Origin of the sequence: Shewanella sp. W3-18-1 (genome assembly GCF_000015185.1) — a bacterium.
Classification (GTDB): Bacteria; Pseudomonadota; Gammaproteobacteria; order Enterobacterales; family Shewanellaceae; genus Shewanella; species Shewanella putrefaciens.
The window spans coordinates 1,423,848-1,445,975 of sequence record NC_008750.1; the positions used below are offsets into that span (position 1 = coordinate 1,423,848).

At 45.0% G+C, this 22,128-nt stretch carries 18 protein-coding genes and 6 tRNA genes; 22 read left to right on the top strand and 2 right to left on the bottom strand.

Going from position 1 to position 22,128, the window contains the following annotated elements; all coding sequences use genetic code 11:
• Positions 1 to 9: 9 nt before the first annotated feature.
• A complete protein-coding gene (gene aguA, locus SPUTW3181_RS06450) occupies positions 10 to 1,122 on the bottom strand; it encodes an agmatine deiminase (protein WP_011788602.1) in 1,113 nt (370 codons plus the stop codon).
• Between the two features lie 536 nt (positions 1,123 to 1,658).
• Between aguA and mazG the strand changes: the two genes are divergently transcribed.
• From mazG to rpoS, 11 genes are all read left to right on the top strand, one after another.
• Positions 1,659 to 2,585 carry a nucleoside triphosphate pyrophosphohydrolase gene (gene mazG / locus SPUTW3181_RS06455; RefSeq protein ID WP_011788603.1) on the top strand — a complete coding sequence of 309 codons (927 nt, stop codon included), beginning with the start codon at positions 1,659 to 1,661 and terminating at the stop codon, positions 2,583 to 2,585.
• A gap of 116 nt (positions 2,586 to 2,701) precedes the next feature.
• Positions 2,702 to 4,339, top strand: coding sequence for a CTP synthase (locus tag SPUTW3181_RS06460; protein WP_011788604.1), 1,638 nt, complete (start codon positions 2,702 to 2,704; stop codon positions 4,337 to 4,339).
• 205 nt (positions 4,340 to 4,544) lie between these two features.
• A complete protein-coding gene (gene eno / locus SPUTW3181_RS06465) occupies positions 4,545 to 5,840 on the top strand; it encodes a phosphopyruvate hydratase (protein WP_011788605.1) in 1,296 nt (431 codons plus the stop codon).
• Between the two features lie 99 nt (positions 5,841 to 5,939).
• Positions 5,940 to 6,239: a cell division protein FtsB gene (ftsB, locus tag SPUTW3181_RS06470; protein ID WP_011788606.1), complete on the top strand. Its 300-nt coding sequence runs from the start codon at positions 5,940 to 5,942 to the stop codon at positions 6,237 to 6,239.
• Positions 6,240 to 6,301: 62 nt separating this feature from the next.
• The gene (gene ispD, locus SPUTW3181_RS06475) at positions 6,302 to 7,009 is read left to right on the top strand and encodes a 2-C-methyl-D-erythritol 4-phosphate cytidylyltransferase (protein ID WP_086022290.1); all 708 of its coding nucleotides are present in this window, start codon (positions 6,302 to 6,304) and stop codon (positions 7,007 to 7,009) included.
• A 40-nt stretch (positions 7,010 to 7,049) separates the two neighbouring features.
• On the top strand, positions 7,050 to 7,535 hold the full coding sequence (ispF, locus tag SPUTW3181_RS06480; RefSeq protein WP_011788608.1) for a 2-C-methyl-D-erythritol 2,4-cyclodiphosphate synthase: 486 nt from the start codon (positions 7,050 to 7,052) through the stop codon (positions 7,533 to 7,535).
• Positions 7,536 to 7,556: 21 nt separating this feature from the next.
• Entirely contained in the window at positions 7,557 to 8,639 is a 1,083-nt protein-coding gene (gene truD / locus SPUTW3181_RS06485; protein WP_011788609.1) for a tRNA pseudouridine(13) synthase TruD, read from the top strand.
• Positions 8,636 to 9,385 carry a 5'/3'-nucleotidase SurE gene (surE, locus tag SPUTW3181_RS06490; RefSeq protein WP_011788610.1) on the top strand — a complete coding sequence of 250 codons (750 nt, stop codon included), beginning with the start codon at positions 8,636 to 8,638 and terminating at the stop codon, positions 9,383 to 9,385. Before truD ends, surE begins: the two co-directional genes overlap by 4 nt.
• Positions 9,382 to 10,017, top strand: a complete 636-nt coding sequence (locus tag SPUTW3181_RS06495) for a protein-L-isoaspartate(D-aspartate) O-methyltransferase (RefSeq protein ID WP_011788611.1) — start codon at positions 9,382 to 9,384, stop codon at positions 10,015 to 10,017. The genes surE and SPUTW3181_RS06495 overlap by 4 nt, the downstream gene beginning before the upstream one ends.
• A 92-nt stretch (positions 10,018 to 10,109) precedes the next feature.
• Positions 10,110 to 10,994 (top strand): peptidoglycan DD-metalloendopeptidase family protein, encoded by an 885-nt coding sequence (locus tag SPUTW3181_RS06500; RefSeq protein ID WP_011788612.1) that lies wholly within the window; start codon positions 10,110 to 10,112, stop codon positions 10,992 to 10,994.
• A gap of 81 nt (positions 10,995 to 11,075) precedes the next feature.
• Positions 11,076 to 12,056, top strand: a complete 981-nt coding sequence (gene rpoS, locus SPUTW3181_RS06505) for an RNA polymerase sigma factor RpoS (RefSeq protein ID WP_011788613.1) — start codon at positions 11,076 to 11,078, stop codon at positions 12,054 to 12,056.
• A gap of 96 nt (positions 12,057 to 12,152) precedes the next feature.
• Here rpoS and mutS read toward each other — a convergent pair whose 3' ends face one another.
• On the bottom strand, positions 12,153 to 14,723 hold the full coding sequence (mutS, locus tag SPUTW3181_RS06510) for a DNA mismatch repair protein MutS (RefSeq protein WP_011788614.1): 2,571 nt from the start codon (positions 14,721 to 14,723) through the stop codon (positions 12,153 to 12,155).
• 383 nt (positions 14,724 to 15,106) lie between these two features.
• On the opposite strand from mutS, the gene recA reads away from it, so the two are divergent.
• From recA to SPUTW3181_RS06565, 11 genes are all read left to right on the top strand, one after another.
• Positions 15,107 to 16,180, top strand: a complete 1,074-nt coding sequence (gene recA, locus SPUTW3181_RS06515; protein ID WP_011788615.1) for a recombinase RecA — start codon at positions 15,107 to 15,109, stop codon at positions 16,178 to 16,180.
• Between the two features lie 17 nt (positions 16,181 to 16,197).
• A complete protein-coding gene (locus SPUTW3181_RS06520) occupies positions 16,198 to 16,668 on the top strand; it encodes a regulatory protein RecX (protein WP_413540240.1) in 471 nt (156 codons plus the stop codon).
• A gap of 340 nt (positions 16,669 to 17,008) precedes the next feature.
• On the top strand, positions 17,009 to 19,633 hold the full coding sequence (alaS, locus tag SPUTW3181_RS06525; protein ID WP_041408349.1) for an alanine--tRNA ligase: 2,625 nt from the start codon (positions 17,009 to 17,011) through the stop codon (positions 19,631 to 19,633).
• Between the two features lie 9 nt (positions 19,634 to 19,642).
• Positions 19,643 to 20,899, top strand: a complete 1,257-nt coding sequence (locus tag SPUTW3181_RS06530; RefSeq protein ID WP_011788618.1) for an aspartate kinase — start codon at positions 19,643 to 19,645, stop codon at positions 20,897 to 20,899.
• Between the two features lie 118 nt (positions 20,900 to 21,017).
• Positions 21,018 to 21,215 (top strand): carbon storage regulator CsrA, encoded by a 198-nt coding sequence (gene csrA / locus SPUTW3181_RS06535; RefSeq protein WP_007649794.1) that lies wholly within the window; start codon positions 21,018 to 21,020, stop codon positions 21,213 to 21,215.
• 205 nt (positions 21,216 to 21,420) lie between these two features.
• Positions 21,421 to 21,512 (top strand) — tRNA-Ser (locus SPUTW3181_RS06540).
• Between the two features lie 22 nt (positions 21,513 to 21,534).
• Positions 21,535 to 21,611, top strand: a tRNA-Arg gene (locus tag SPUTW3181_RS06545).
• A gap of 24 nt (positions 21,612 to 21,635) precedes the next feature.
• Positions 21,636 to 21,712 (top strand) — tRNA-Arg (locus SPUTW3181_RS06550).
• A gap of 87 nt (positions 21,713 to 21,799) precedes the next feature.
• Positions 21,800 to 21,876 (top strand) — tRNA-Arg (locus SPUTW3181_RS06555).
• A gap of 42 nt (positions 21,877 to 21,918) precedes the next feature.
• A tRNA-Arg gene (locus SPUTW3181_RS06560) sits at positions 21,919 to 21,995 on the top strand.
• 44 nt (positions 21,996 to 22,039) lie between these two features.
• Positions 22,040 to 22,116, top strand: a tRNA-Arg gene (locus SPUTW3181_RS06565).
• Positions 22,117 to 22,128: the final 12 nt, after the last annotated feature.

The following is a 22,128-nucleotide window of genomic DNA, read 5'->3' on the forward strand; positions in this document are numbered from 1 at the left end:
CTCCTTGGGTTACTTTCCAGCAGGGATTTGCTGAGTAATACAATGGATATTGCCGCCACCTAATAAAATCTCACGGGCTGGCACACCCACAATCTCATGCTCTGGGAAAATTTCTTGCAGTTTTTGGGCGGCGATATCATCGGTTGCAGGGTCAAGCAGCGGGAACACGATGCGATGATTGGTGATTAAAAAGTTCACATAAGAACCTGCTAAACGCTCACCCGCCGTGCGTGGCACGCCAGTGCCTTCGGTCACACCTTTTGATTCTTCTTCGCTGCAATATAGCGGCCCAGGTTGTGGCAACAGATGGATTTTTAACTTACGGCCTTTGGCATCCACGGTATTTTGCAACACCTCTAGCGCCGCTTTTGAGCGTGGATATTGTGGATCAGTCTCATCATCGGTCCAGTGCAGAATGACTTCACCAGGACGGGCAAAGCAGCTCATATTGTCGATATGACCATCGGTCTCATCCATATACACGCCATCTTGCAACCAGATAAATTGCTTAACATTCAAATAGTCACGCAGTAAGTCTTCAATCTGTTCTTTTGTCAGTTCAGGGTTACGGTTGGCGTTGAGCAAACATTCGGCACTCGTCATACAGGTGCCTTCACCATCGACATGGATGGAGCCACCTTCGAGGATCAGCGGCGCGCTGTAACGGGCAAAACCATGCTGCGCGAGCATTTGCTGTGCGACTTGCTCGTCCTTATCCCATGGGAAGTACAAACCACCGTTATGGCCGCCCCAAGCATTAAAACCCCAGTCAACACCACGGCATTCGCCATTATCATTTACAACCACTGTTGGCCCAGTGTCGCGAGCCCAGCAATCGTTACTGTCCATTTCAACCAAAGTGACGTGGGATGGCATTACCGCTTTAGCTTCGGCTAAAAAGGCTTTAGGGACACCCATATACACTGGAGTTGCCGCGCCAATGGCATCGGCCACCTTGGCAAAGGTCGCCTGAGCATAGGCACCAGCTGCGCGCCAGTTATCGGGACGATAGGGCCAAATCATCCACACCGCTTGCTGCGCAGCCCATTCGGCGGGCATATAAAAACCATCTTGTGATGGCTTAGTCGTTAACGGCGTGACATCCACATTCACGTTTGTCATGAGTTTTGTCTCCAGTAATGCTGAAATCTATAGAGGCGTACGCCCTAATATAGGACGATAGAATAGAGAAACGCCTAGTATAATCAAATAAATAGATCGAATAACCGCATTCATCACGCGGCGCTCCTCATGTGTATTCATCACATGTAATAGTTTGGCCGAAATTGTTAGGTCTTCACTCGGTGAGTTTTAGCTTCATTGAAATATTGCTGCGTATCTTATCATTTAAGATAGCTTGCGCTAAATACTTGTATGCAGGACATAGATGAGAATTTGCAGGGGAGGAAGCTTGTCAATTTATTGCTCACGAGATGAGTGAATTACGAAATGGAGCGAACGCTCTTTCGTTAAAATAAGTCTTAGTTGAAATACGGCACTAAAATCTGATCTCAGCATCAAAATAGCGCTTTTATTTTACCTAGCTTATCATCATCGCTTTATTATAGCCTTTCGCTAATAAGCACTGCTGAGGCGTATTCTTTTTGTTCTTCCTGAGTATTAGCCTGTTTTAGCATTTATCTTTAAAGGACATCAGCATGACTTCCCACACGGCGCCATTAACCTCATTTTCTACTACTGAACCTTCTCTCACTGAAACTTCTACAACGGAACCATCTACAACGGAACTGTCTATAACAGATGTAGAGCCGCTACTTAAAATAATGGAAAAACTGCGTGATCCGCACACGGGCTGTCCTTGGGATAAAGCGCAAACCTTTCAAACCATAGTGCCTTTTACCTTAGAGGAGGCCTATGAAGTTGCCGATACCATAGAACGTTTAGCCTGGGATGAGTTACCCGATGAACTCGGGGATTTGTTATTTCAAATCGTATTCTATTGTCAGCTCGGCAAAGAGCAGGGGTTATTTGATTTTTCGAGCGTGATTGAGAAAATCAGCGACAAGTTAACCCGTCGTCATCCCCATGTGTTTGGTGAGCAAAATGTACAAATTGGCGATAGCGCCAAAGCGATGAAAGCCAATTGGGAGGCGATTAAAGCGATTGAGCGTGAACAAAAGGCACAGCAAGTGGCGGGTGAAACCCAAGCCGATATTATTGTTTCAGCGCTAGACAATATTCCTCGCTCACAACCCGCGCTGTCACGTTCAATCAAAATTCAGCAAAGGGTGGCGCGAGTCGGGTTTGATTGGGCCGAGCTTGAGCCCGTGGTCGCTAAAATCCATGAAGAAATCGATGAAGTCTTGCATGAGGTGAAGCAACCAGAGCACGACCAAGCTAAAGTGCAGTCCGAAATGGGCGATTTGCTGTTTGCCGTAGTGAATTTAGCTCGACATCTTAAGGTCGATCCTGAACAAGCGTTGCGCCAAGCCAATCTTAAATTTGAACGCCGTTTTCGCGGCGTTGAACAGTTGGCCAGTGACAGCGGTAAAAGCATGGAAGAGCACACATTAATGGAGCTTGATGCCTATTGGGACCGAGTAAAAGCGACGGAGACGAGATAAACGGCAAATTATCCCGATTGGTGTTTGTCGAATCGCGCCGCCTTTGGTATACTACTGCCCCGTCCTAGTGCTTTCTTACAAGCACGTATTTTCAAACTCATTTTCTCAGGTTCAGCATGACTACAAGGTATATCTTCGTTACTGGTGGCGTTGTTTCATCACTAGGTAAAGGCATTGCAGCAGCATCATTAGCTGCAATTTTAGAGGCCCGCGGTCTCAATGTAACCATCATGAAACTGGACCCTTACATTAACGTTGATCCGGGTACCATGAGCCCAACCCAACATGGCGAAGTATTTGTTACTGAAGACGGTGCAGAAACAGATCTCGACTTGGGTCACTACGAGCGTTTTATCCGTACTAAGATGAATCGTCGTAACAACTTCACTACTGGTCGTATTTACGAAGAAGTACTACGTAAAGAACGTCGTGGCGATTATTTGGGCGCAACCATTCAGGTTATTCCACATATCACTAATGCGATTAAAGAAAAAGTATTAGCAGGTGGCGAAGGCCATGATGTGGCTATCGTCGAAATCGGCGGTACTGTGGGTGATATCGAGTCCTTGCCGTTCCTTGAGTCTATCCGTCAGCTCGGCGTTGAGCTTGGCCGCGATCGTACTCTGTTCATGCATTTAACCTTAGTGCCTTTCTTAGGTGCGGCTGGCGAAGTGAAAACTAAGCCAACTCAACACTCAGTAAAAGAGTTGCGTTCTATTGGTATTGCACCCGATGTGTTGATTTGCCGTGGCGATCGCGCAATTCCAGCAAACGAGCGCGCGAAGATTTCTCTATTCTGTAATGTTGAAGAGCGTGCGGTTATTTCATTAAAAGATGTTGATAGTATTTATAAAATCCCAGCACTGCTGCGTTCACAAGGTTTGGATGACTTAGTGGTTAAGCGTTTCGGTTTAGAATGCCGTGAAGCTGACTTATCTGAGTGGGAAAATGTGATTTACCAAGAAGCTAATCCAAACGGCGAAGTCGTGATTGGTATGGTGGGTAAATACATTGAACTGCCAGATGCCTATAAGTCAGTCAACGAAGCATTAAAACACGCAGGCCTTAAAAACCGCGTATCTGTGACCATCAAGTATATTGATTCACAAACCGTAGAAGCTAAAGGCGATGAAGTCCTACAGGGCTTAGACGGTATCTTAGTACCAGGTGGCTTCGGCGAGCGTGGTGTTGAAGGTAAGATACTGGCGGCAAAATTTGCCCGTGAAAACAAACTACCTTATTTCGGTATTTGTTTAGGTATGCAAGTTGCTCTGATTGAGTTTGCCCGTAATGTTGCTGGTATGACTGATGCTCATTCAACTGAATTTAATAAAGAAACGCCATTCCCAGTAGTAGGTTTAATCACTGAATGGGTTGATGAGGAAGGTAATGTTGAGCAACGCCATGAGGCGTCTGACTTAGGTGGCACTATGCGTTTAGGCGCACAATTGTGCCATTTACTTGAAGGCTCTAAAGCGGCACAAGCCTACAAAGGCAATAGCTGTATTGAACGCCATCGTCACCGTTACGAAGTGAACAACAAGTACAGAGAACGCTTAGAGCAAGCTGGAATGGTGTTCAGTGGTTTATCTTCCGATCGCAAGCTGGTAGAAATGATCGAATTAAAAGATCACCCATGGTTTGTTGCGGGTCAATTCCACCCTGAGTTCACCTCAACGCCACGCGATGGTCACCCATTGTTCGAAGGCTTTATTGCCGCAGCGAGCGCACACCAAAAACGTGATCTGAAGTAACAATATTTAAGGCCAGAACCGCGACAGTGGGACTGGCCTTTTGTTACACTCAAGCCGCTTTGATATGAAAAGAACTCGTACCCATGTGTATAAATGATACACCGATAGATGGAACAATAAACGACGTTTTTGCCGATATTTGCATCTGTTTATTCCCATAGGTATTGGTTTTTTCTTTTATTTTTAAACTTAAATCGAGGGTAATATGGCTAAGATTATTAACGTGATTGGTCGCGAGATTATGGATTCTCGTGGTAACCCAACTGTTGAAGCCGAAGTGCATTTAGAAGGTGGTTTTGTGGGTATGGCGGCAGCGCCATCTGGCGCATCAACCGGTAGCCGCGAAGCGTTAGAATTACGTGATGGCGATAAGAGCCGTTATTTAGGCAAGGGCGTGTTAACCGCCGTTGCCAACGTCAACGGTGTCATCCGCACTGCGTTACTAGGCAAAGATGCCACTGCACAAGCTGAGCTTGATCAAATCATGATCGACTTAGACGGCACTGAAAACAAAGACAAGTTAGGCGCAAACGCGATTCTGGCTGTGTCTTTAGCGGCAGCCAAAGCAGCCGCAGCATCTAAAGGTATTCCTTTATACGCGCATATCGCTGAATTAAACGGCACCCCTGGCCAATATTCTATGCCTGTGCCTATGATGAACATCTTAAACGGTGGCGAGCACGCGGATAACAACGTTGATATCCAAGAATTCATGGTGCAACCTGTTGGCGCAAAAACCTTCCGTGAAGCACTGCGCATGGGCGCTGAAATTTTCCATACGTTAAAAAAAGTATTACACGACAAAGGCCTAAGCACTTCTGTGGGTGACGAAGGTGGTTTTGCACCTAACTTAGCGTCAAACGCTGATGCGTTAGCTGTGATTAAAGAAGCGGTTGAACTGGCGGGCTACAAGTTAGGTACCGATGTGACTCTGGCACTAGACTGCGCCGCCTCTGAATTCTATAAAGATGGTAAATACGATTTAGCGGGCGAAGGTAAAGTCTTTGACTCGAACGGTTTCTCTGATTTCTTAAAATCATTGGCAGATCAATATCCAATCGTGTCTATCGAAGACGGCTTAGACGAATCAGATTGGGATGGTTGGGCTTACCAAACTCAAATTATGGGCGACAAGATCCAATTAGTGGGCGACGATTTATTCGTAACCAACACTAAAATCTTAACCCGCGGAATCGAAAACGGCATTGCTAACTCAATCCTTATCAAGTTTAACCAAATTGGTTCATTGACAGAGACTTTAGCGGCCATTCGTATGGCGAAAGAAGCAGGTTATACCGCAGTGATTTCACACCGTAGTGGTGAAACTGAAGACGCGACCATCGCCGATTTAGCTGTGGGTACAGCGGCAGGTCAAATCAAAACGGGCTCACTGTGTCGTTCTGACCGTGTGGCTAAATACAACCAATTGCTGCGCATCGAAGAGCAATTAGGTGAAAAAGCCCCATACCGTGGTTTGAAAGAGATCAAAGGTCAGGCGTAATTTAACGTTTGATGCAAAAAGGCCACCACTTGGTGGCCTTTTTTGTTGTACTATCTGCGGTATATTTTATTAATCCAAGATACTGACGCTAATTCCTCCATGAAATTTTTTGTCATTGCACTCATAGTGCTACTCGGTTTATTGCAATATCGGCTATGGTCGGGAAGCAACAGTCTGCCCGAATACTTTGTCTTGCAAAAACATATTGCGGTTCAGCAAGAAGGTAACGATAAGCTCAATGAGCGTAACCAAGTGCTGAAAGAAGAAATTATCGACCTTAAAAGCGGTACTGAGGCCATTGAAGAACGCGCGCGTAACGAGCTCGGTATGGTAAAAGAAGGTGAAACTTTCTACCGTGTGGTGGGTGGTGAACGCTCAGTATCGAGTCCTTCTCAGTGACGGAGTGAATGCGTATGGATATCGCATTAGAAGAAAGACCCCATTTAGAACATCAGCCGCAAATGATGATAAAAGCAAATCCAGATCCCCAAAGCGTTGTCGCGATCGTGCCCGCAGCAGGAATTGGTAGCCGCATGGGGGCCGATAAACCCAAGCAATATCTTGAGGTATTAGGTCAAAGTATTCTTGCCCATACGTTAGATACACTATTGTCGCATCAACAAATCACCCAAGTGATTATTGCACTACATCCTAATGACTCATTTTTTTACGCATTACCACAAGCGCAACATCCAAAACTTATCACAGTGCTTGGTGGCGGTGAGCGTGCTGATTCAGTGTTGGCGGCGTTGATGAAAGCGCCTGAAGATAGTTGGGCCTTGGTACATGACGCAGCAAGGCCCTGTTTAACCTTGGTTGATATCGATAAATTACTTGTGTCACGTGCCGATTTCCCCCATGGGGCGATATTGGCAATGCCAGTGCGTGATACGATGAAGCGTGCTAATCAAAAAGGGGAAATAAGTGCAACTGTTTGCCGCGATAATTTATGGCATGCGTTGACGCCGCAATTATTTCCAACATCTGAGTTGAAAATGCATCTTCAAGCGGCAATCCTAGCTGGTGTAACGGTTACGGATGAAGCCTCTGCCATGGAATGGGCAGGGATATCGCCGGGGCTGGTTTCTGGCCGTGCCGACAATATCAAAGTCACACATCCCGATGATCTGGAGCTGGCTGAACTCTTTTTAATGCGCGTTGCAAAATAGTTTATCTAGCATGTTACTAAAGTAAGTTAGGAAATAATAAATGAAAATCCGTATCGGTCATGGTTTCGATGTTCACAAATTTGGCGAAGTTCGGCCCTTAATATTGTGTGGTGTTGAAGTACCCTATGAGACTGGGCTCGTCGCACATTCCGATGGTGATGTGGTGTTGCATGCAGTGTCTGATGCCATTCTGGGAGCGATGGCTCTCGGAGATATAGGCAAACATTTTCCCGATACGGATACCGCCTATAAAGGCGCTGATAGCCGCGTATTATTGCGTCATTGCTATGATTTGGCAAAGCAAAGGGGTTTTGAACTAGGTAATGTTGATGTCACTATTATTGCCCAAGCGCCCAAAATTGCACCCCATATTGAAGCTATGCGCCAAGTGCTTGCCACCGATTTAATGGCCGAATTGGATGATATTAACGTCAAAGCCACCACTACTGAAAAGTTAGGGTTTACAGGACGTAAAGAAGGCATTGCGGTAGAAGCAGTTGTGTTGATGAGCCGTAAACAAGATTAATTAACGAGATAGATAAGTCCCATGAGCGAACTGCATTACTTATATGGCAAACCACTCGGCACTGCCGATTTACGTACTCAAAATAGCGATTTTATCGTGAAAGAGATTTTGCCCTTTAGCCCAACAGGAGAAGGGGAACATCATCTCTTACATATCCGTAAAGACGGGCTGAATACGGTTCAAGTGGCAGAAATGATTGCCAAGTTTGCAAAGGTGCATCCAAAGGAAGTGACCTATGCGGGCCAGAAAGATAAAAATGCCATTACTGAACAATGGTTTGGTGTACGCATTCCGGGTAAAGAAACTCCCGCTTGGGCAGAACTTAACAGTGAACGATTAACGCTTCTCTCTAGTAGTCGCCATAGCAAAAAATTACGCATCGGTGCACTACTGGGTAATCGCTTTATTTTGACTTTGCGTAATGTCACTCACGCTGAAGATATCATTAGCCGGATTGAGAAAGTGAGTCAAATCGGTGTCCCCAATTATTTTGGTGAGCAGCGTTTTGGCCATGATGGTAAAAATCTCGTCATGGGACGCCAAATGTTGGCGGGTAAAAAAGTGAAAGACAGAAACAAACGCAGCATGTATTTATCTGCTGTGCGCTCAAACTTGTTTAATACCGTCGTGTCATACCGCTTAGCCAACCATGGTACTAAACCTTTAGCGGGTGATTGTGTGATGTTGGCGGGTAGCAAAAGTTTCTTCGTGACACCCGAATGGGATCTGGTGGTGTTGAAACGTCTGATTGAAAAAGATATTCAACTATCAGCACCTTTGTGGGGTCGTGGCATGATGTTGCCTCAAGGCGAAGCCGCGGCGATGGAAACCTTAGCGATGAGTGAGCTTAGCGATGACTGCTATGGTTTGGAACATGCAGGATTGGAGCAGGAACGTCGTCCATTACTGCTTGAGCCTCAAGGGCTTAAATACGAAATAACAGAAGATAGTTTAGTGTTAGAGTTTATTTTACCCGCGGGTAGCTTTGCGACATCTCTACTTAGGGAACTGGTTAATTATCAGGATGTAAAAGAGCAGCAGTGGCAAGCAACAGTTACGTCAGAGGCTAACGCTGTTAACGGTAGTGATGACGCTGCATCATGATCCGCATTCTTGTTAGTAATGATGATGGTGTAAATGCTCCTGGCATCAAAGCCTTAACAGAAGCACTCGTTGAAATAGCCAACGTGATGACAGTCGCGCCTGATCGTAATTGTTCGGGGGCCAGTAACTCACTAACCTTGACTAATCCATTAAGAATTAATAGGTTAGATAATGGTTATATTTCTGTACATGGTACGCCGACAGATTGTGTTCACTTAGCTATCCGCGAGCTCTGTGATGGTGAACCCGATATGGTCGTTTCTGGCATTAATGCCGGTGCAAATATGGGTGATGATACCTTGTATTCTGGGACCGTCGCTGCGGCAATGGAAGGGCGATTTTTAGGCTTTCCAGCAGTGGCTATTTCTCTCAATGGCCGAGAGTTTAAGCATTATCAATCTGCGGCTGTTTATGCACGGCGCATCGTGCAGGGACTTTTATTACACCCATTAGCGAGCGATCAAATTTTAAATATCAATGTACCAGATTTACCGCTTGATGAGATTAAAGGGATTAGAGTGACTCGGCTTGGCGCAAGGCATAAAGCTGAAGGCATAGTGCGGACAAAAGATCCTGCGGGGCGAGAGATTTTTTGGCTCGGCCCACCAGGTCTTGAACAAGATGCTACCGAAGGGACAGATTTTCATGCAGTTGCCAATGGGTATGTGTCAATTACCCCTTTGACAGTTGATCTCACAGCCTACAGACAATTATCGGTATTGCAGAATTGGGTAGATAAAATATGACTCGAGTTGCCTTAACATCGGCGGTGAATCTCGCTAAAAAGCTTTCTGATGCGGGGATCCGTAATCAAGCCGTGTTAAAGGCGATATCGCAAACCCCGCGTGAAATGTTTCTCGATAATGCGTTAGCCCATAAAGCTTACGAAAATACCGCTTTGCCAATTGGTCAAGGTCAAACGATTTCTCAGCCTTATATCGTTGCCAGAATGACCGAACTATTACTCAGTAATATGCCAAAAAAGGTGCTAGAAGTCGGAACGGGGTCGGGTTATCAAGCCGCCATATTAGCCCAGTTAGTGCCAGAGCTTTGTACGATAGAGCGTATTAAAGGCTTACAAATTCAAGCTCGGCAAAGATTAAAACGGCTCGATCTACATAATGTGTCATTCAAATATGGCGATGGCTGGCAAGGATGGTCTAACCGTAGCCCGTTTGATGCCATTATGGTGACCGCTGCCGCAGCGACAGTACCCGAGGCACTTTTATCCCAACTGGTCGATGGCGGGGTGTTAGTGTTACCAGTGGGAGAGAACACACAGCAATTGATGCGGATCACCCGTCATCGCGAGCGTTTTAGTTCAGAAAATATTGAAACGGTAAAATTTGTGCCATTAGTTAATGGTGAATTAGCATAAATTGGATTGCAACTTCATCACTTGTTAGTGATGTTTAGAGGAAGTGTGTTTCTCATCATAAACAGTAATGCAACTTAGTAGAGGAGTTTTTATTGTTGAATGCGGGTTTACTTTTAAACCTCAGCTTATTGTTTATGCTTGCAGGCTGTAGCTTTCAGGCGAGCCACCCTGCGCCTGTCGAAAGTCTTTCTCCCCACCTCTCAAAACACAGTAAAGGCCATCTTAAATCCGATTCTTATAAAGTAAAAAAAGGCGATACGCTTTATTCTATTTCATGGGCGGCAGGGAAGGATTTTGTTGAAATAGCTAAAATTAATCAATTAGATAAGTCCTACACTATTTACCCTGGGCAGATCTTGTATTTAACACAGCCTCGGATTGTTAATCAGTCCAACACTAAGACTTTAGGTGGATATTCTTCTGCTTTGAAAAGTCAAAAATCAAATAATTCTCAGGAAAAACAATCAAATAATAATAATTTGCAAATAAGTGCTTCACAGAAAAAAACACTTGATCAGAAAGCTAAGCCTGCGTATTCTGCAACAAGTGGCCAACAAAATGTTAACCCTTCAATCGTTGCTCCTACTTCGACACTGCCTGACAGTGTGAGCCAGTGGCAATGGCCTGTAAGAGGTAAATTAGTTGGGACTTACTCTGCTAATGAGCAGGGGAATAAAGGCATTAAGATCGCAGGTCAAAGGGGAGATATCATCAAAGCCGCAGCAGACGGGAGGGTGGTATATGCAGGTAGTGCTCTTAGGGGTTATGGTAATTTAGTCATTATTAAACACAGTGAAGATTACCTTAGTGCTTATGCTCATACGGATCAGATCTTAGTTGAAGAAAAGCAACATGTTCTCGCTGGACAAACAGTTGCTAAAATGGGTAGTACAGGAACCGATCAAGTAATGTTACGATTTGAAATTCGTTATCATGGTCAATCTGTTAACCCACTTAATTATTTGCCTAAGCAATGATTGCTTAGGGCCTTGTTGGCAAATGGAGGATAGGAAATTGCAATAGTTCAAGCAGTTTAATTAGGTTTAGGAGATTTGATCATGAGCCGTATAAATAGCACTGCCGCAGAAGAATTAGTCGATTTTTCCGTTGAAACCGCAGAGTTTGATCTCGAAAAAGAGGATATTGCTACAGATTTAGTTCAAGAACTTGGACTAGAACAACAGGTTCAAGATGACCTGCAAAAAAATCTTGATGCCACGCAACTCTATTTAGGTGAAATAGGGTTTTCCCCCCTGCTTAGCGCAGAAGAAGAAGTTTACTTTTCTCGTAAAGCCTTAAAAGGCTGTGAAAAATCCCGTAATCGCATGATTGAAAGTAATCTTAGACTTGTTGTTAAGATTGCACGTCGTTATAACAACCGAGGATTAGCACTCTTAGATTTAATCGAAGAAGGGAACTTAGGACTTATCCGCGCGGTAGAAAAATTTGATCCCGAAAGAGGTTTTCGTTTCTCAACCTATGCAACTTGGTGGATTCGTCAAACGATTGAACGTGCAATTATGAATCAAACTCGCACCATTCGTTTACCGATTCATGTTGTTAAAGAGTTGAACGTATATTTAAGAACCGCTCGGGAATTAGCGCAAAAATTGGATCACGAACCGACAGCTGAAGAAATTGCTGAAAAATTGCAAGTCCCTAGTGCAGATGTCAGCCGTATGTTGAAGTTGAATGAAAAGATTACCTCAGTCGATACGCCTTTGGGGGGCGATAATGACAAAGCGCTGATCGATATATTGGCCGATGATGACAGTGTAGGCCCTGACTATAAGGTACAGGATGAAGATATCTCAAACTCGGTAGTGAAATGGCTCAATGAGTTAAATACTAAACAAAGAGAGGTATTAGCTCGTCGTTTTGGATTATTAGGCTATGAGCCATCGACATTGGAAGATGTCGGGGCAGAGATAGGGTTAACCCGTGAGCGTGTTCGTCAAATTCAAGTTGAAGCCTTAAAACGTCTACGTGATTTACTCGGTTCACAAGGCCTATCTGTTGAAGCGTTGTTTAGAAATTAATGTTATTGGGCAAAGTAAGACGGTAATGATCAAACAATTTAAGTCCCTATTAAAAACGCCCACAATAGTGGGCGTTTTGTTTTTTAATTTAATTGATTAGCTCAAGCGCTTTAATTCGTAGAGTAAATCAAGTGCTTGTTTAGGCGTTAAATTATCGGGATTTATTGCTTGTAACTTAGTTAGAGCGGGATTCTCAGCTGGCTCAGGTAGGGCGAGTAGGGTTTGAATGGGCGTTTTTGTGCCCTCAAGCTGATGATCGCGACTTTCTAATTGCTGCAACTTGTGTTTGGCTGCCTTAATGACTTTCGCTGGTACGCCCGCGAGTGCTGCAACCTGTAAGCCGTAGCTTTTACTGGCGGCGCCTTCTTGTACCGCATGCATAAAGGCGATGGTATCCTCATGTTCTATCGCGTCTAAATGGACGTTATAGACACCAGCCATCAGATCCGGCAGTTGGGTTAGCTCAAAATAGTGGGTGGCAAATAACGTCATAGCACCGATTTGTTGGGCGAGATACTCTGCAGCAGACCAAGCTAAAGATAAGCCATCGTAGGTCGATGTACCGCGGCCAATTTCATCCATTAATACCAGACTTTGAGCCGTTGCATTATGGAGGATATTGGCAGTCTCAGTCATTTCGACCATAAAGGTTGAACGGCCTGAAGCTAAATCGTCCGATGCACCAATACGAGTAAATATGCGATCAATAGGCCCTATCACAGCTCGCTCTGCCGGTACAAAACAGCCAATATGAGCCATAAGCGTGATTAAGGCGACTTGGCGCATATAAGTCGACTTACCCCCCATATTGGGTCCTGTCACTATCAACATGCGTCTTTGATTGTGCAAGGTGACTGGATTGGCGATAAAGGGTGTTTGACTGACGCGTTCAACGACGGGATGTCTGCCTGCATCAATCTGGACGCCGATATCCTGGCTTAGCTGAGGACAGATATATCCTAAAGTTTCAGCGCGTTCGGCAAAATTACTTAATACATCGAGTTCAGCAGCCGCTCTAGCAAAAGCTTGTAACTCATGTAGTTTGGGCAGAATAAGATCGAAAAGCTGTTCCCATAGCTGTTTTTCAAGGGCCAGCGCTTTACCTTGGCTTGAGAGCACTTTTTCTTCGTACTCTTTAAGTTCGGGCGTGATATAACGCTCCATATTTTTAAGCGTTTGGCGTCGTTGATAATTGAGCGGCACTTGTGAAGATTGCAAGCGGCTGACTTCAATATAATAACCATGTACGCGGTTATAGCCGACTTTAAGTGTATTGATGCCAGTACGTTCTTTTTCCCTTGCTTCAAGTTGAACCAAATAGTCGCTGGCCCCCTCACTCAGACCGCGCCATTCATCAAGTTCATTATTGTAGCCTTCGCGGATCACGCCACCATCACGAATAAGCATAGGGGGATTATCAACAATGGCGCGCTCGAGTAGGGCCTGTTCTTCGGGAAATTCACCCAAATATTGACATAGTTTGACGGTATGAGGTGCATTTAGCACGCTTAAGCTTTGTTGTAATTCAGGTAATAAACTCAATGCTTGACGTAGGCGGGCAAAATCCCGTGGTCGAGCAGTACGCAGCGCAAGCCTTGCCATAATACGCTCAATGTCACCCAGTGCCTTAAGCTGTTCATGGAGTGGTTCATGTGTGCCTGTCTTAAGTAATTCATTCACAGCCGTTTGGCGGGCGATAATTTGATTAGGATCCCGTAATGGCTGATGGATCCAGCGCTGCAGCATACGGCTTCCCATTGCTGTCGCAGTATTATCTAATACGGCCGCTAAGGTATTATCACGGCCACCCGCTAGATTTTGGGTGAGTTCCAAGTTACGGCGGGTTGCGGCATCAAGTACTATACTATCCGCTTGATTAAAGCGAATTATGGCATTGATATGGGGCAGGGTAGTACGTTGTGTATCTTTAACATACTGCATTAAGCAACCAGCGGCTTGCAGTGATAGACGCGCATCGCTAATGCCAAAACCATGAAGATCTTTAGTGCCAAATTGTGCAAGTAAAAGTTTGATGCTGGTGTCGTAATCAAATTCCCACTCGGGACGACGACGTTTGCCTTTGAAGTGGCTTAGCAAGCCAAGTTCACCAAAATCTTCACTGTAAAGAATTTCGACTGGATTTGTACGTTGTAATTCGGCTTCTAAGGATTCCTTTGTATCAAGCTCTGCAATCACAAATCGGCCAGAGGAAACATCGAGGGTCGCATAGCCAAATCCAACTTTACCTTGATAAACTGCGGCTAAAAGATTGTCTTGGCGTTCTTGTAACAGGGCTTCATCGGTTAAGGTGCCGGGTGTTACTATGCGTACGACTTTACGCTCAACCGGACCTTTAGCGGTCGCGGGATCGCCAATCTGCTCGCAAATTGCAACAGATTGACCAATTTGAACCAATTTAGCCAAATAACCTTCAACCGCATGATAGGGAATGCCAGCCATTGGGATTGGATCGCCGCCACTCTTTCCGCGGGCAGTCAGGGAGATGCCTAATAACTCAGAAGCACGTTTAGCGTCATCATAGAAGAGTTCATAGAAGTCACCCATTCGATAAAACAGTAGCATATCGTGATGTTCTGCTTTCATCGTCAAATATTGACGCATCATGGGGGTATGTTTTTCTAAATCATCGGTATCAATTACATTCATTAAATCGTTATCGTCCGTTGTGGCTGCCCTAAAAGCGATATCAATCTGTGTGGATATAGCGTAAAACCTTGGAAGTTTGTAGCTATTCCTACTCAAAATAAGTTGCGCCAATCTTAGCAATATTTTACTGACAATTAAGCCACCAAATGTAGATATTCCCTTATTATGATAATTTATTTGCCCAATATTAATGTAAAAGTGCGTAAGTATAAGGAAATTACCCCATTGAAAAATAATTCGTGCACAGGTCTTGATACTGTATGATTGTACAGTATACTAGTCAGCATATTAAGACAGAAAGCCTCGCTTTTTGAATTGCCCGCTTTACTAAATTGAATATCACTTTTTGACAGCCTAGATGCTGCCTAGATGAGGGAACAGGAATGAAGGTCGATCCAAACAAAGAGAAAGCACTCGCAGCGGTATTGAGCCAGATTGAAAAGCAATTTGGTAAAGGTTCTATCATGAAGCTGGGCGAAGATCGCTCTATGGATGTCGAAACCATTTCTACTGGTTCGTTATCTCTAGATGTCGCTTTAGGTGCTGGTGGCTTGCCAATGGGGCGTATTGTTGAGATCTATGGTCCTGAATCATCTGGTAAAACGACACTGACTTTAGAAGTGATTGCCGCTGCGCAGCGTGAAGGTAAAACCTGTGCTTTTATCGATGCAGAACATGCGTTAGACCCAATCTATGCTAAAAAATTGGGCGTAGATATTGATAACCTGCTGTGTTCACAACCGGATACTGGCGAGCAAGCGCTTGAGATTTGTGATGCTTTAACTCGCTCAGGCGCTGTTGACGTTATCGTAGTCGACTCCGTGGCTGCATTAACGCCTAAAGCTGAAATCGAAGGCGAAATTGGTGATTCTCACATGGGCCTAGCGGCGCGTATGATGAGCCAAGCCATGCGTAAACTTGCTGGTAACTTAAAGCAATCTAACACCTTACTTATCTTTATCAACCAAATTCGGATGAAGATTGGTGTGATGTTCGGTAACCCAGAAACGACAACGGGTGGTAACGCACTGAAGTTCTATGCTTCTGTTCGTTTGGATATTCGCCGCACAGGTGCCATTAAAGACGGCGATGAAGTTGTCGGTAACGAAACTCGCGTTAAAGTGGTGAAAAACAAAGTTGCGGCTCCATTTAAGCAAGCTGAGTTCCAAATCCTTTACGGCCAAGGTATTAACCGAACAGGTGAGTTAGTCGACTTAGGTGTAGCCCATAAGCTGATCGAGAAAGCCGGTGCTTGGTACAGCTATAAAGGTGATAAAATTGGCCAAGGTCGTGCAAATGCGGGTAAATATCTGACTGAAAACCCAGCAATTGCCGCCGAAATAGACAAGACATTACGTGAGTTACTGTTAAGTAATCCAAGTGCCCTAGCATCATCTGCATCTGATGATGAAAGCACAGAAGGTAATATTGACTTAGAGACAGGCGAAATATTCTGAGTCAGTCCGCATACCAAATCGCGGTAGCGCTGCTAGCGCGCCGCGATTATTCCCGCCAACAAATTCGTGATAAATTGCTCGATAAAGGTTTCGAACTAAACGATATAGAACCTGTACTCGATGCTTGCGAATCCTCCGGTTTTATTAATGATGCTCGTTATGCCGAACTGTTGGTGCGAAGCCACATCAGTCGAGGCCACGGTGCAATACGCATCCGCCAAGCAATCGCACAGAAAGGCTTATCTAAAGACTGTATTGAAGCCGCTTTGGTTAATTGTGATTGTGACTGGTTTGAGCTAGCAAAAGATAAAGCCACCAAAAAATACGGCATTCCCCGTGTGACAGAAGTGAAGGGCTCTAAAGCTCGGGATCTCATCGCAAAGGAAAAGGCCAAACGAGTGCGTTTTTTAATGGGCCAAGGCTTTAGCTACGATCAAATCAGTTATGCATTAGATTCAGATCCCAATGATCTCGACGAAGATGATTAACGCCCTAATTTAAAAGTGATGATTTGAAGCTAAGGCTGTAAACACTCATCTACTTATCACCTACGGGCTTTGAAGCCTTCTGGTTTCTCGTTGTGCTCACTTGCTTGAAAATTGTCCTTATCGCGACAAACCTACACTGTCTTCAATTATTCCTTATCCTGCCGTTTTGCCTCTAGTGGCTCTGGTGTAGCCTATTCAAGCTAAAATATTAAATTCCTGATGTGTATATCACCAATCAAGACTGGTTGTCTTTCCTTAGTCTGCTTATAATGCTGGGCAAATAGAAATGCGGCTGCCCTATGGTGTAGCTGGTAATGCTTATCCAATTCAGGACGATTTCATGTATCAAACTACAGCAGAGCTTAGAAGTGCTTTCCTCGAATTTTTCCGCAGCCACGGTCATCAGGTTGTGGACAGTAGTTCATTAGTGCCAGGCAACGATCCAACTCTTTTATTTACCAATGCGGGCATGAACCAATTTAAGGACGTGTTTCTTGGCATGGATAAACGCAATTACACGCGTGCGACCACTGCTCAACGTTGTGTACGCGCTGGCGGTAAACATAATGATTTAGATAATGTGGGATATACCGCCCGTCACCATACTTTCTTCGAAATGTTAGGTAACTTCAGCTTTGGGGATTATTTCAAAGAAGAAGCGATTTGTTTTGGTTGGTCATTTTTAACTGAAACCTTAAAGCTGCCGAAAGAACGTCTGTGCGTCACTATCTACCAAACTGACGATGAAGCCTTTGAAATTTGGAATAAAAAGATTGGTGTGGCCGCTGAAAATATCATTCGTATCGGTGATAACAAGGGCGCACCTTACGCTTCAGATAACTTCTGGCAAATGGGTGACACTGGTCCTTGTGGTCCTTGTACCGAGATTTTCTATGACCATGGTGATCATATTTGGGGTGGACGTCCTGGTAGCCCAGAAGAAGATGGCGATCGTTTCATCGAAATTTGGAATATTGTATTCATGCAATACAATCGCCACATTTCAGGCGAAATGTTGCCGCTACCAAAACCTTCTGTCGATACAGGTATGGGGATCGAACGTATTGCTGCGATTATGCAAGGCGTACATTCTAACTATGAAATCGATATCTTCCGTGCTCTTATTGCCAAAGCCGCAGAAATTATCGGCGTGACTGATTTATCCAATAAATCACTACGCGTTATTGCTGACCATATTCGCTCATGTGCATTTTTAGTGGCCGATGGTGTAATGCCATCTAACGAAGGCCGTGGCTATGTGCTGCGCCGTATTATCCGCCGCGCCGTGCGTCATGGTAATAAGTTAGGTGCGACCGAAGCCTTTTTCTACAAATTAGTTCCGACGCTGATTGATGTGATGGGGGATGCAGCCAAGGGGCTCGCTGAAACTCAAGTTATTGTTGAAAAAGCACTTAAAGCGGAGGAGGAGCAGTTTGCTCGTACTTTAGAGCGTGGTTTAGGTATTTTAGACGCAGCCTTAAGCGAATTAACCGGTGACACTTTAGACGGTGAAACCGTATTCAAACTCTATGATACCTACGGTTTTCCAATGGATTTAACCGCAGACGTTTGTCGTGAGCGTAATATTATTGTCGATGAGGCAGGTTTTGAAGCGGCAATGGCTGAGCAACGTAGCCGCGCCCAAGCAGCGGGTAACTTTGGTGCCGATTACAATGCGGCATTGAAAATTGACGCCGAAACAGCATTCTGCGGTTACACCGAACTTGTGGGTCAAGCAAAAGTCACCGCGATTTATCAAAACGGCGAGTCAGTGACGGCTATTAAAGCGGGTGATGAAGCGGTTCTTGTGCTAGACGTGACACCTTTCTATGCTGAATCGGGCGGTCAAGTGGGCGATAAAGGCCAATTGGTTGCGAATGGTATTGAATTTACGGTAAACGATACGCAAAAGTATGGTCAAGCAACAGGCCATCAAGGTGTCTTAGTCGCAGGGAGCTTGAGTATTGGCCAAATGGTTGAGGCTAAGGTTGATAAAAAATTACGTCACCGTACTCAGTTAAACCATTCTGTTACGCATTTATTACATGCCGCACTGCGCCAAGTGCTTGGTACGCATGTCACGCAAAAAGGGTCGCTGGTTGATCCTGAGCGTTTACGTTTCGATTTCTCTCATTTCGAAGCAGTCAAACCTGCGGAACTAAAGAAAGTCGAAGAATTAGTGAATACCCAAATTCGCCGTAACCACGAGCTGAAAGTCGCTGAAATGGCGATTGATGAAGCTAAAGAAAAAGGTGCTATGGCACTCTTTGGTGAGAAGTACGATGCACAGGTTCGTGTTGTCACTATGGGCGATTTCTCTATCGAATTGTGTGGTGGTACCCACGTTGGCCGTACCGGTGACATTGGTCTGTTCAAAATTACCTCTGAAGGCGGTATTGCTGCGGGCGTTCGCCGTATTGAAGCGGTAACCGGTGCTGCAGCTATGGCTTATGTGGCGCAGCAACAGGCTGAGCTGGAAGAGGCGGCTGCCTTGTTAAAAGGCGATACTCATTCAGTGGTTGCTAAGTTAAAAGCACAACTCGATAAAATGAAACAACTTGAAAAAGACATGGCGCAGCTAAAAGATAAATTAGCGGCGGCTGCGAGTGCTGACTTAGTGGGCGATGCTGTGGTTGTTAATGGCGTGAATGTACTTATCAAAAAACTAGATGGCGTTGAGGCTGGTTCACTTCGCGGTTTACAAGATGAATTAAAGCAAAAACTAAAATCTGCCATTATTGTGTTGGGTACGGCTCAAGAAGGCAAAGTGAATCTGATTGCTGGCGTGAGTAACGACTTAGTTGGCAAAGTCAAAGCGGGTGAGCTAGTCGCTATGGTCGCTGCACAAGTGGGCGGCAAGGGCGGTGGTCGTCCAGATATGGCGCAAGCGGGTGGTAGCCAACCAGAAAATCTGGATGCGGCCTTAGCTCAAGTATTACCTTGGATTACTGAGCGTTTAGCTTAAGAGGTTGTTGTGCCTGAAAAACGAAAGCTTAGTCGTAGCAAGCTTTTTGTGAAAAAGTTTGGTGGCACTTCGGTGGGTTCTATAGAACGTATTGAAGTGGTCGCCGAACAGATTGCAAAGTCCGCTCGCAGTGGTGAACAACAGGTACTCGTGCTCTCTGCTATGGCAGGGGAGACAAATAGACTTTTCGCACTTGCCGCGCAAGTTGACCCCCGTGCCTCGGCGCGGGAACTCGATATGCTTGTCTCAACAGGCGAACAAGTGAGTATCGCATTGATGGCGATAGCTTTGCAGCGACGTGGTATTAAGGCTAAGTCGCTCACGGGAGATCAAGTTCAAATCCATACCAATAGTCATTTTGGTCGCGCAAGTATTGAGAATGTCGATACTGGCTATCTAGAGTCACTGCTTGATGATGGAATTGTGCCGATAGTCGCAGGGTTTCAAGGGATTGATCCTAACGGAGATGTAACGACTTTGGGGCGTGGAGGGTCTGATACCACTGCGGTTGCGTTAGCTGCTGCACTTAACGCTGATGAGTGCCAAATTTTCACTGATGTTGCTGGTGTCTTCACAACCGATCCAAATATTGATAGTAATGCACGTTGCCTTGATGTGATTGGCTTTGATGTTATGCTCGAAATGGCCAAACTGGGAGCTAAGGTGCTACATCCTGACTCGGTTGAATATGCCGAACGTTTTCGAGTGCCTTTGCGAGTGTTATCTAGTTTTGAAGTTGGTCAAGGTACCCTAATTCAATTTGGTACCGAATCTGACGTGATAAGTGCTTCCTTGGTGCAGGGGATTGCGATCAATAAAGCGTTAGCAACATTAACGATTGATGGCTTATTAACGACGAGTGAACATTACCAAGCCTTGTTAGCTTGTTTGTCTCGCCTTGAAATCGATGTGGAGTTTATCACCCCGCTCAGATTAAATGAGGATGCTCCCGCAGGGTGTGTGAGTTTTATGCTTGCAGAAGCAAAAGTGGATATTTTATTGCACGAGCTTGAAGCATTGAGTACAAGTCTTGAGCTTGGTCAATTGATTGTTGAGCGTCAACGTGCAAAAGTATCTTTAGTTGGCAAAGGTTTACAGGCAAAAATGGGATTATTGACTAAGATGTTAGATGTCTTGGGTAATGAAACAATCCATGCTAAGTTACTCTCGACGTCGGAGAGTAAATTATCAACCGTTATCGATGAAAGGGACTTGCACAAAGCGGTTCGGGCGTTACATCACGCTTTCGAGCTAAATAAGGTGTAATTAAATAACCGTTTGAGTATTGAATACTATTAATTTGTACTAAGCTGACCTTATAATAAGCCCATCTACCGGATGAGTGCCGTGTGTAAGCTGAATTAAGAAATAAAGGAGCTATCGAATGCTGATTTTGACTCGTCGTGTTGGCGAAACACTGATGATTGGTGACGAAGTCACTGTTACAGTGCTGGGGGTAAAAGGAAATCAGGTGCGTATCGGTGTTAACGCACCTAAAGAGGTTTCTGTTCACCGTGAAGAAATCTATCAACGTATCCAATCTGAAAAATCGGGTTCACCATCGGAAGGTGGTAACTTTTAATACTGCGCTATGGCGAGGGTATTACGGCGACAGAAGAGTCAGTTTTTTAACTGACTTTTTTATTTTTTAGACCGAAAGATTGGCGTAAATCAATACATTGGCTTGATATAACAGCAATGTGATTAAAAACAGTTCAAATGGGATCTGTTTCTGAAAAAGGGTTTGACTTATTTTCGTCAAACAGTAATATGTGCGCCAAGAAAACGGAGAGGTGGCCGAGTGGCCGAAGGCGCTCCCCTGCTAAGGGAGTATGGGCTTTAACTCCCATCGAGGGTTCGAATCCCTCCTTCTCCGCCATTTCTTAACGATAGAAAACAGTGCGCGTGTAGCTCAGCTGGATAGAGTACCTGGCTACGAACCAGGCGGTCGGAGGTTCGACTCCTTCCACGCGCACCATTTTTTATTGAAGCAATACAAGTCGCGCATGTAGCTCAGCTGGATAGAGTACCTGGCTACGAACCAGGCGGTCGGAGGTTCGACTCCTTCCATGCGCACCATTTCTGCATTAGTTAATCTTTAACTCATCAGTTTTGAATTTCAATTTGAAATTTTGTAGTTAGTTGCTTCTAGTAAGTTATAAAAATGCGCGTGTAGCTCAGCTGGATAGAGTACCTGGCTACGAACCAGGCGGTCGGAGGTTCGACTCCTTCCACGCGCACCAATTAAATCTCAATGCTTTTGTGTTGCGATAAAAAGTAAAAATGCGCATGTAGCTCAGCTGGATAGAGTACCTGGCTACGAACCAGGCGGTCGGAGGTTCGACTCCTTCCATGCGCACCAAATTAGTTGATAAGCAGTATAGTCTATCAGCGAAAAGTAAAAATGCGCGTGTAGCTCAGCTGGATAGAGTACCTGGCTACGAACCAGGCGGTCGGAGGTTCGACTCCTTCCACGCGCACCAATTATGTAAGCA

What these genes read in the sequence shown, in the direction of transcription:
- aguA (WP_011788602.1), bottom strand. Translation starts at nt 1,122, where the DNA reads ATGACAAACGTGAATGTGGATGTCACGCCGTTAACGACTAAGCCATCA.
- mazG (WP_011788603.1), top strand. Translation starts at nt 1,659, where the DNA reads ATGACTTCCCACACGGCGCCATTAACCTCATTTTCTACTACTGAACCT.
- SPUTW3181_RS06460 (WP_011788604.1), top strand. Translation starts at nt 2,702, where the DNA reads ATGACTACAAGGTATATCTTCGTTACTGGTGGCGTTGTTTCATCACTA.
- eno (WP_011788605.1), top strand. Translation starts at nt 4,545, where the DNA reads ATGGCTAAGATTATTAACGTGATTGGTCGCGAGATTATGGATTCTCGT.
- ftsB (WP_011788606.1), top strand. Translation starts at nt 5,940, where the DNA reads ATGAAATTTTTTGTCATTGCACTCATAGTGCTACTCGGTTTATTGCAA.
- ispD (WP_086022290.1), top strand. Translation starts at nt 6,302, where the DNA reads ATGATGATAAAAGCAAATCCAGATCCCCAAAGCGTTGTCGCGATCGTG.
- ispF (WP_011788608.1), top strand. Translation starts at nt 7,050, where the DNA reads ATGAAAATCCGTATCGGTCATGGTTTCGATGTTCACAAATTTGGCGAA.
- truD (WP_011788609.1), top strand. Translation starts at nt 7,557, where the DNA reads ATGAGCGAACTGCATTACTTATATGGCAAACCACTCGGCACTGCCGAT.
- surE (WP_011788610.1), top strand. Translation starts at nt 8,636, where the DNA reads ATGATCCGCATTCTTGTTAGTAATGATGATGGTGTAAATGCTCCTGGC.
- SPUTW3181_RS06495 (WP_011788611.1), top strand. Translation starts at nt 9,382, where the DNA reads ATGACTCGAGTTGCCTTAACATCGGCGGTGAATCTCGCTAAAAAGCTT.
- rpoS (WP_011788613.1), top strand. Translation starts at nt 11,076, where the DNA reads ATGAGCCGTATAAATAGCACTGCCGCAGAAGAATTAGTCGATTTTTCC.
- mutS (WP_011788614.1), bottom strand. Translation starts at nt 14,723, where the DNA reads ATGAATGTAATTGATACCGATGATTTAGAAAAACATACCCCCATGATG.
- recA (WP_011788615.1), top strand. Translation starts at nt 15,107, where the DNA reads ATGAAGGTCGATCCAAACAAAGAGAAAGCACTCGCAGCGGTATTGAGC.
- alaS (WP_041408349.1), top strand. Translation starts at nt 17,009, where the DNA reads ATGTATCAAACTACAGCAGAGCTTAGAAGTGCTTTCCTCGAATTTTTC.
- csrA (WP_007649794.1), top strand. Translation starts at nt 21,018, where the DNA reads ATGCTGATTTTGACTCGTCGTGTTGGCGAAACACTGATGATTGGTGAC.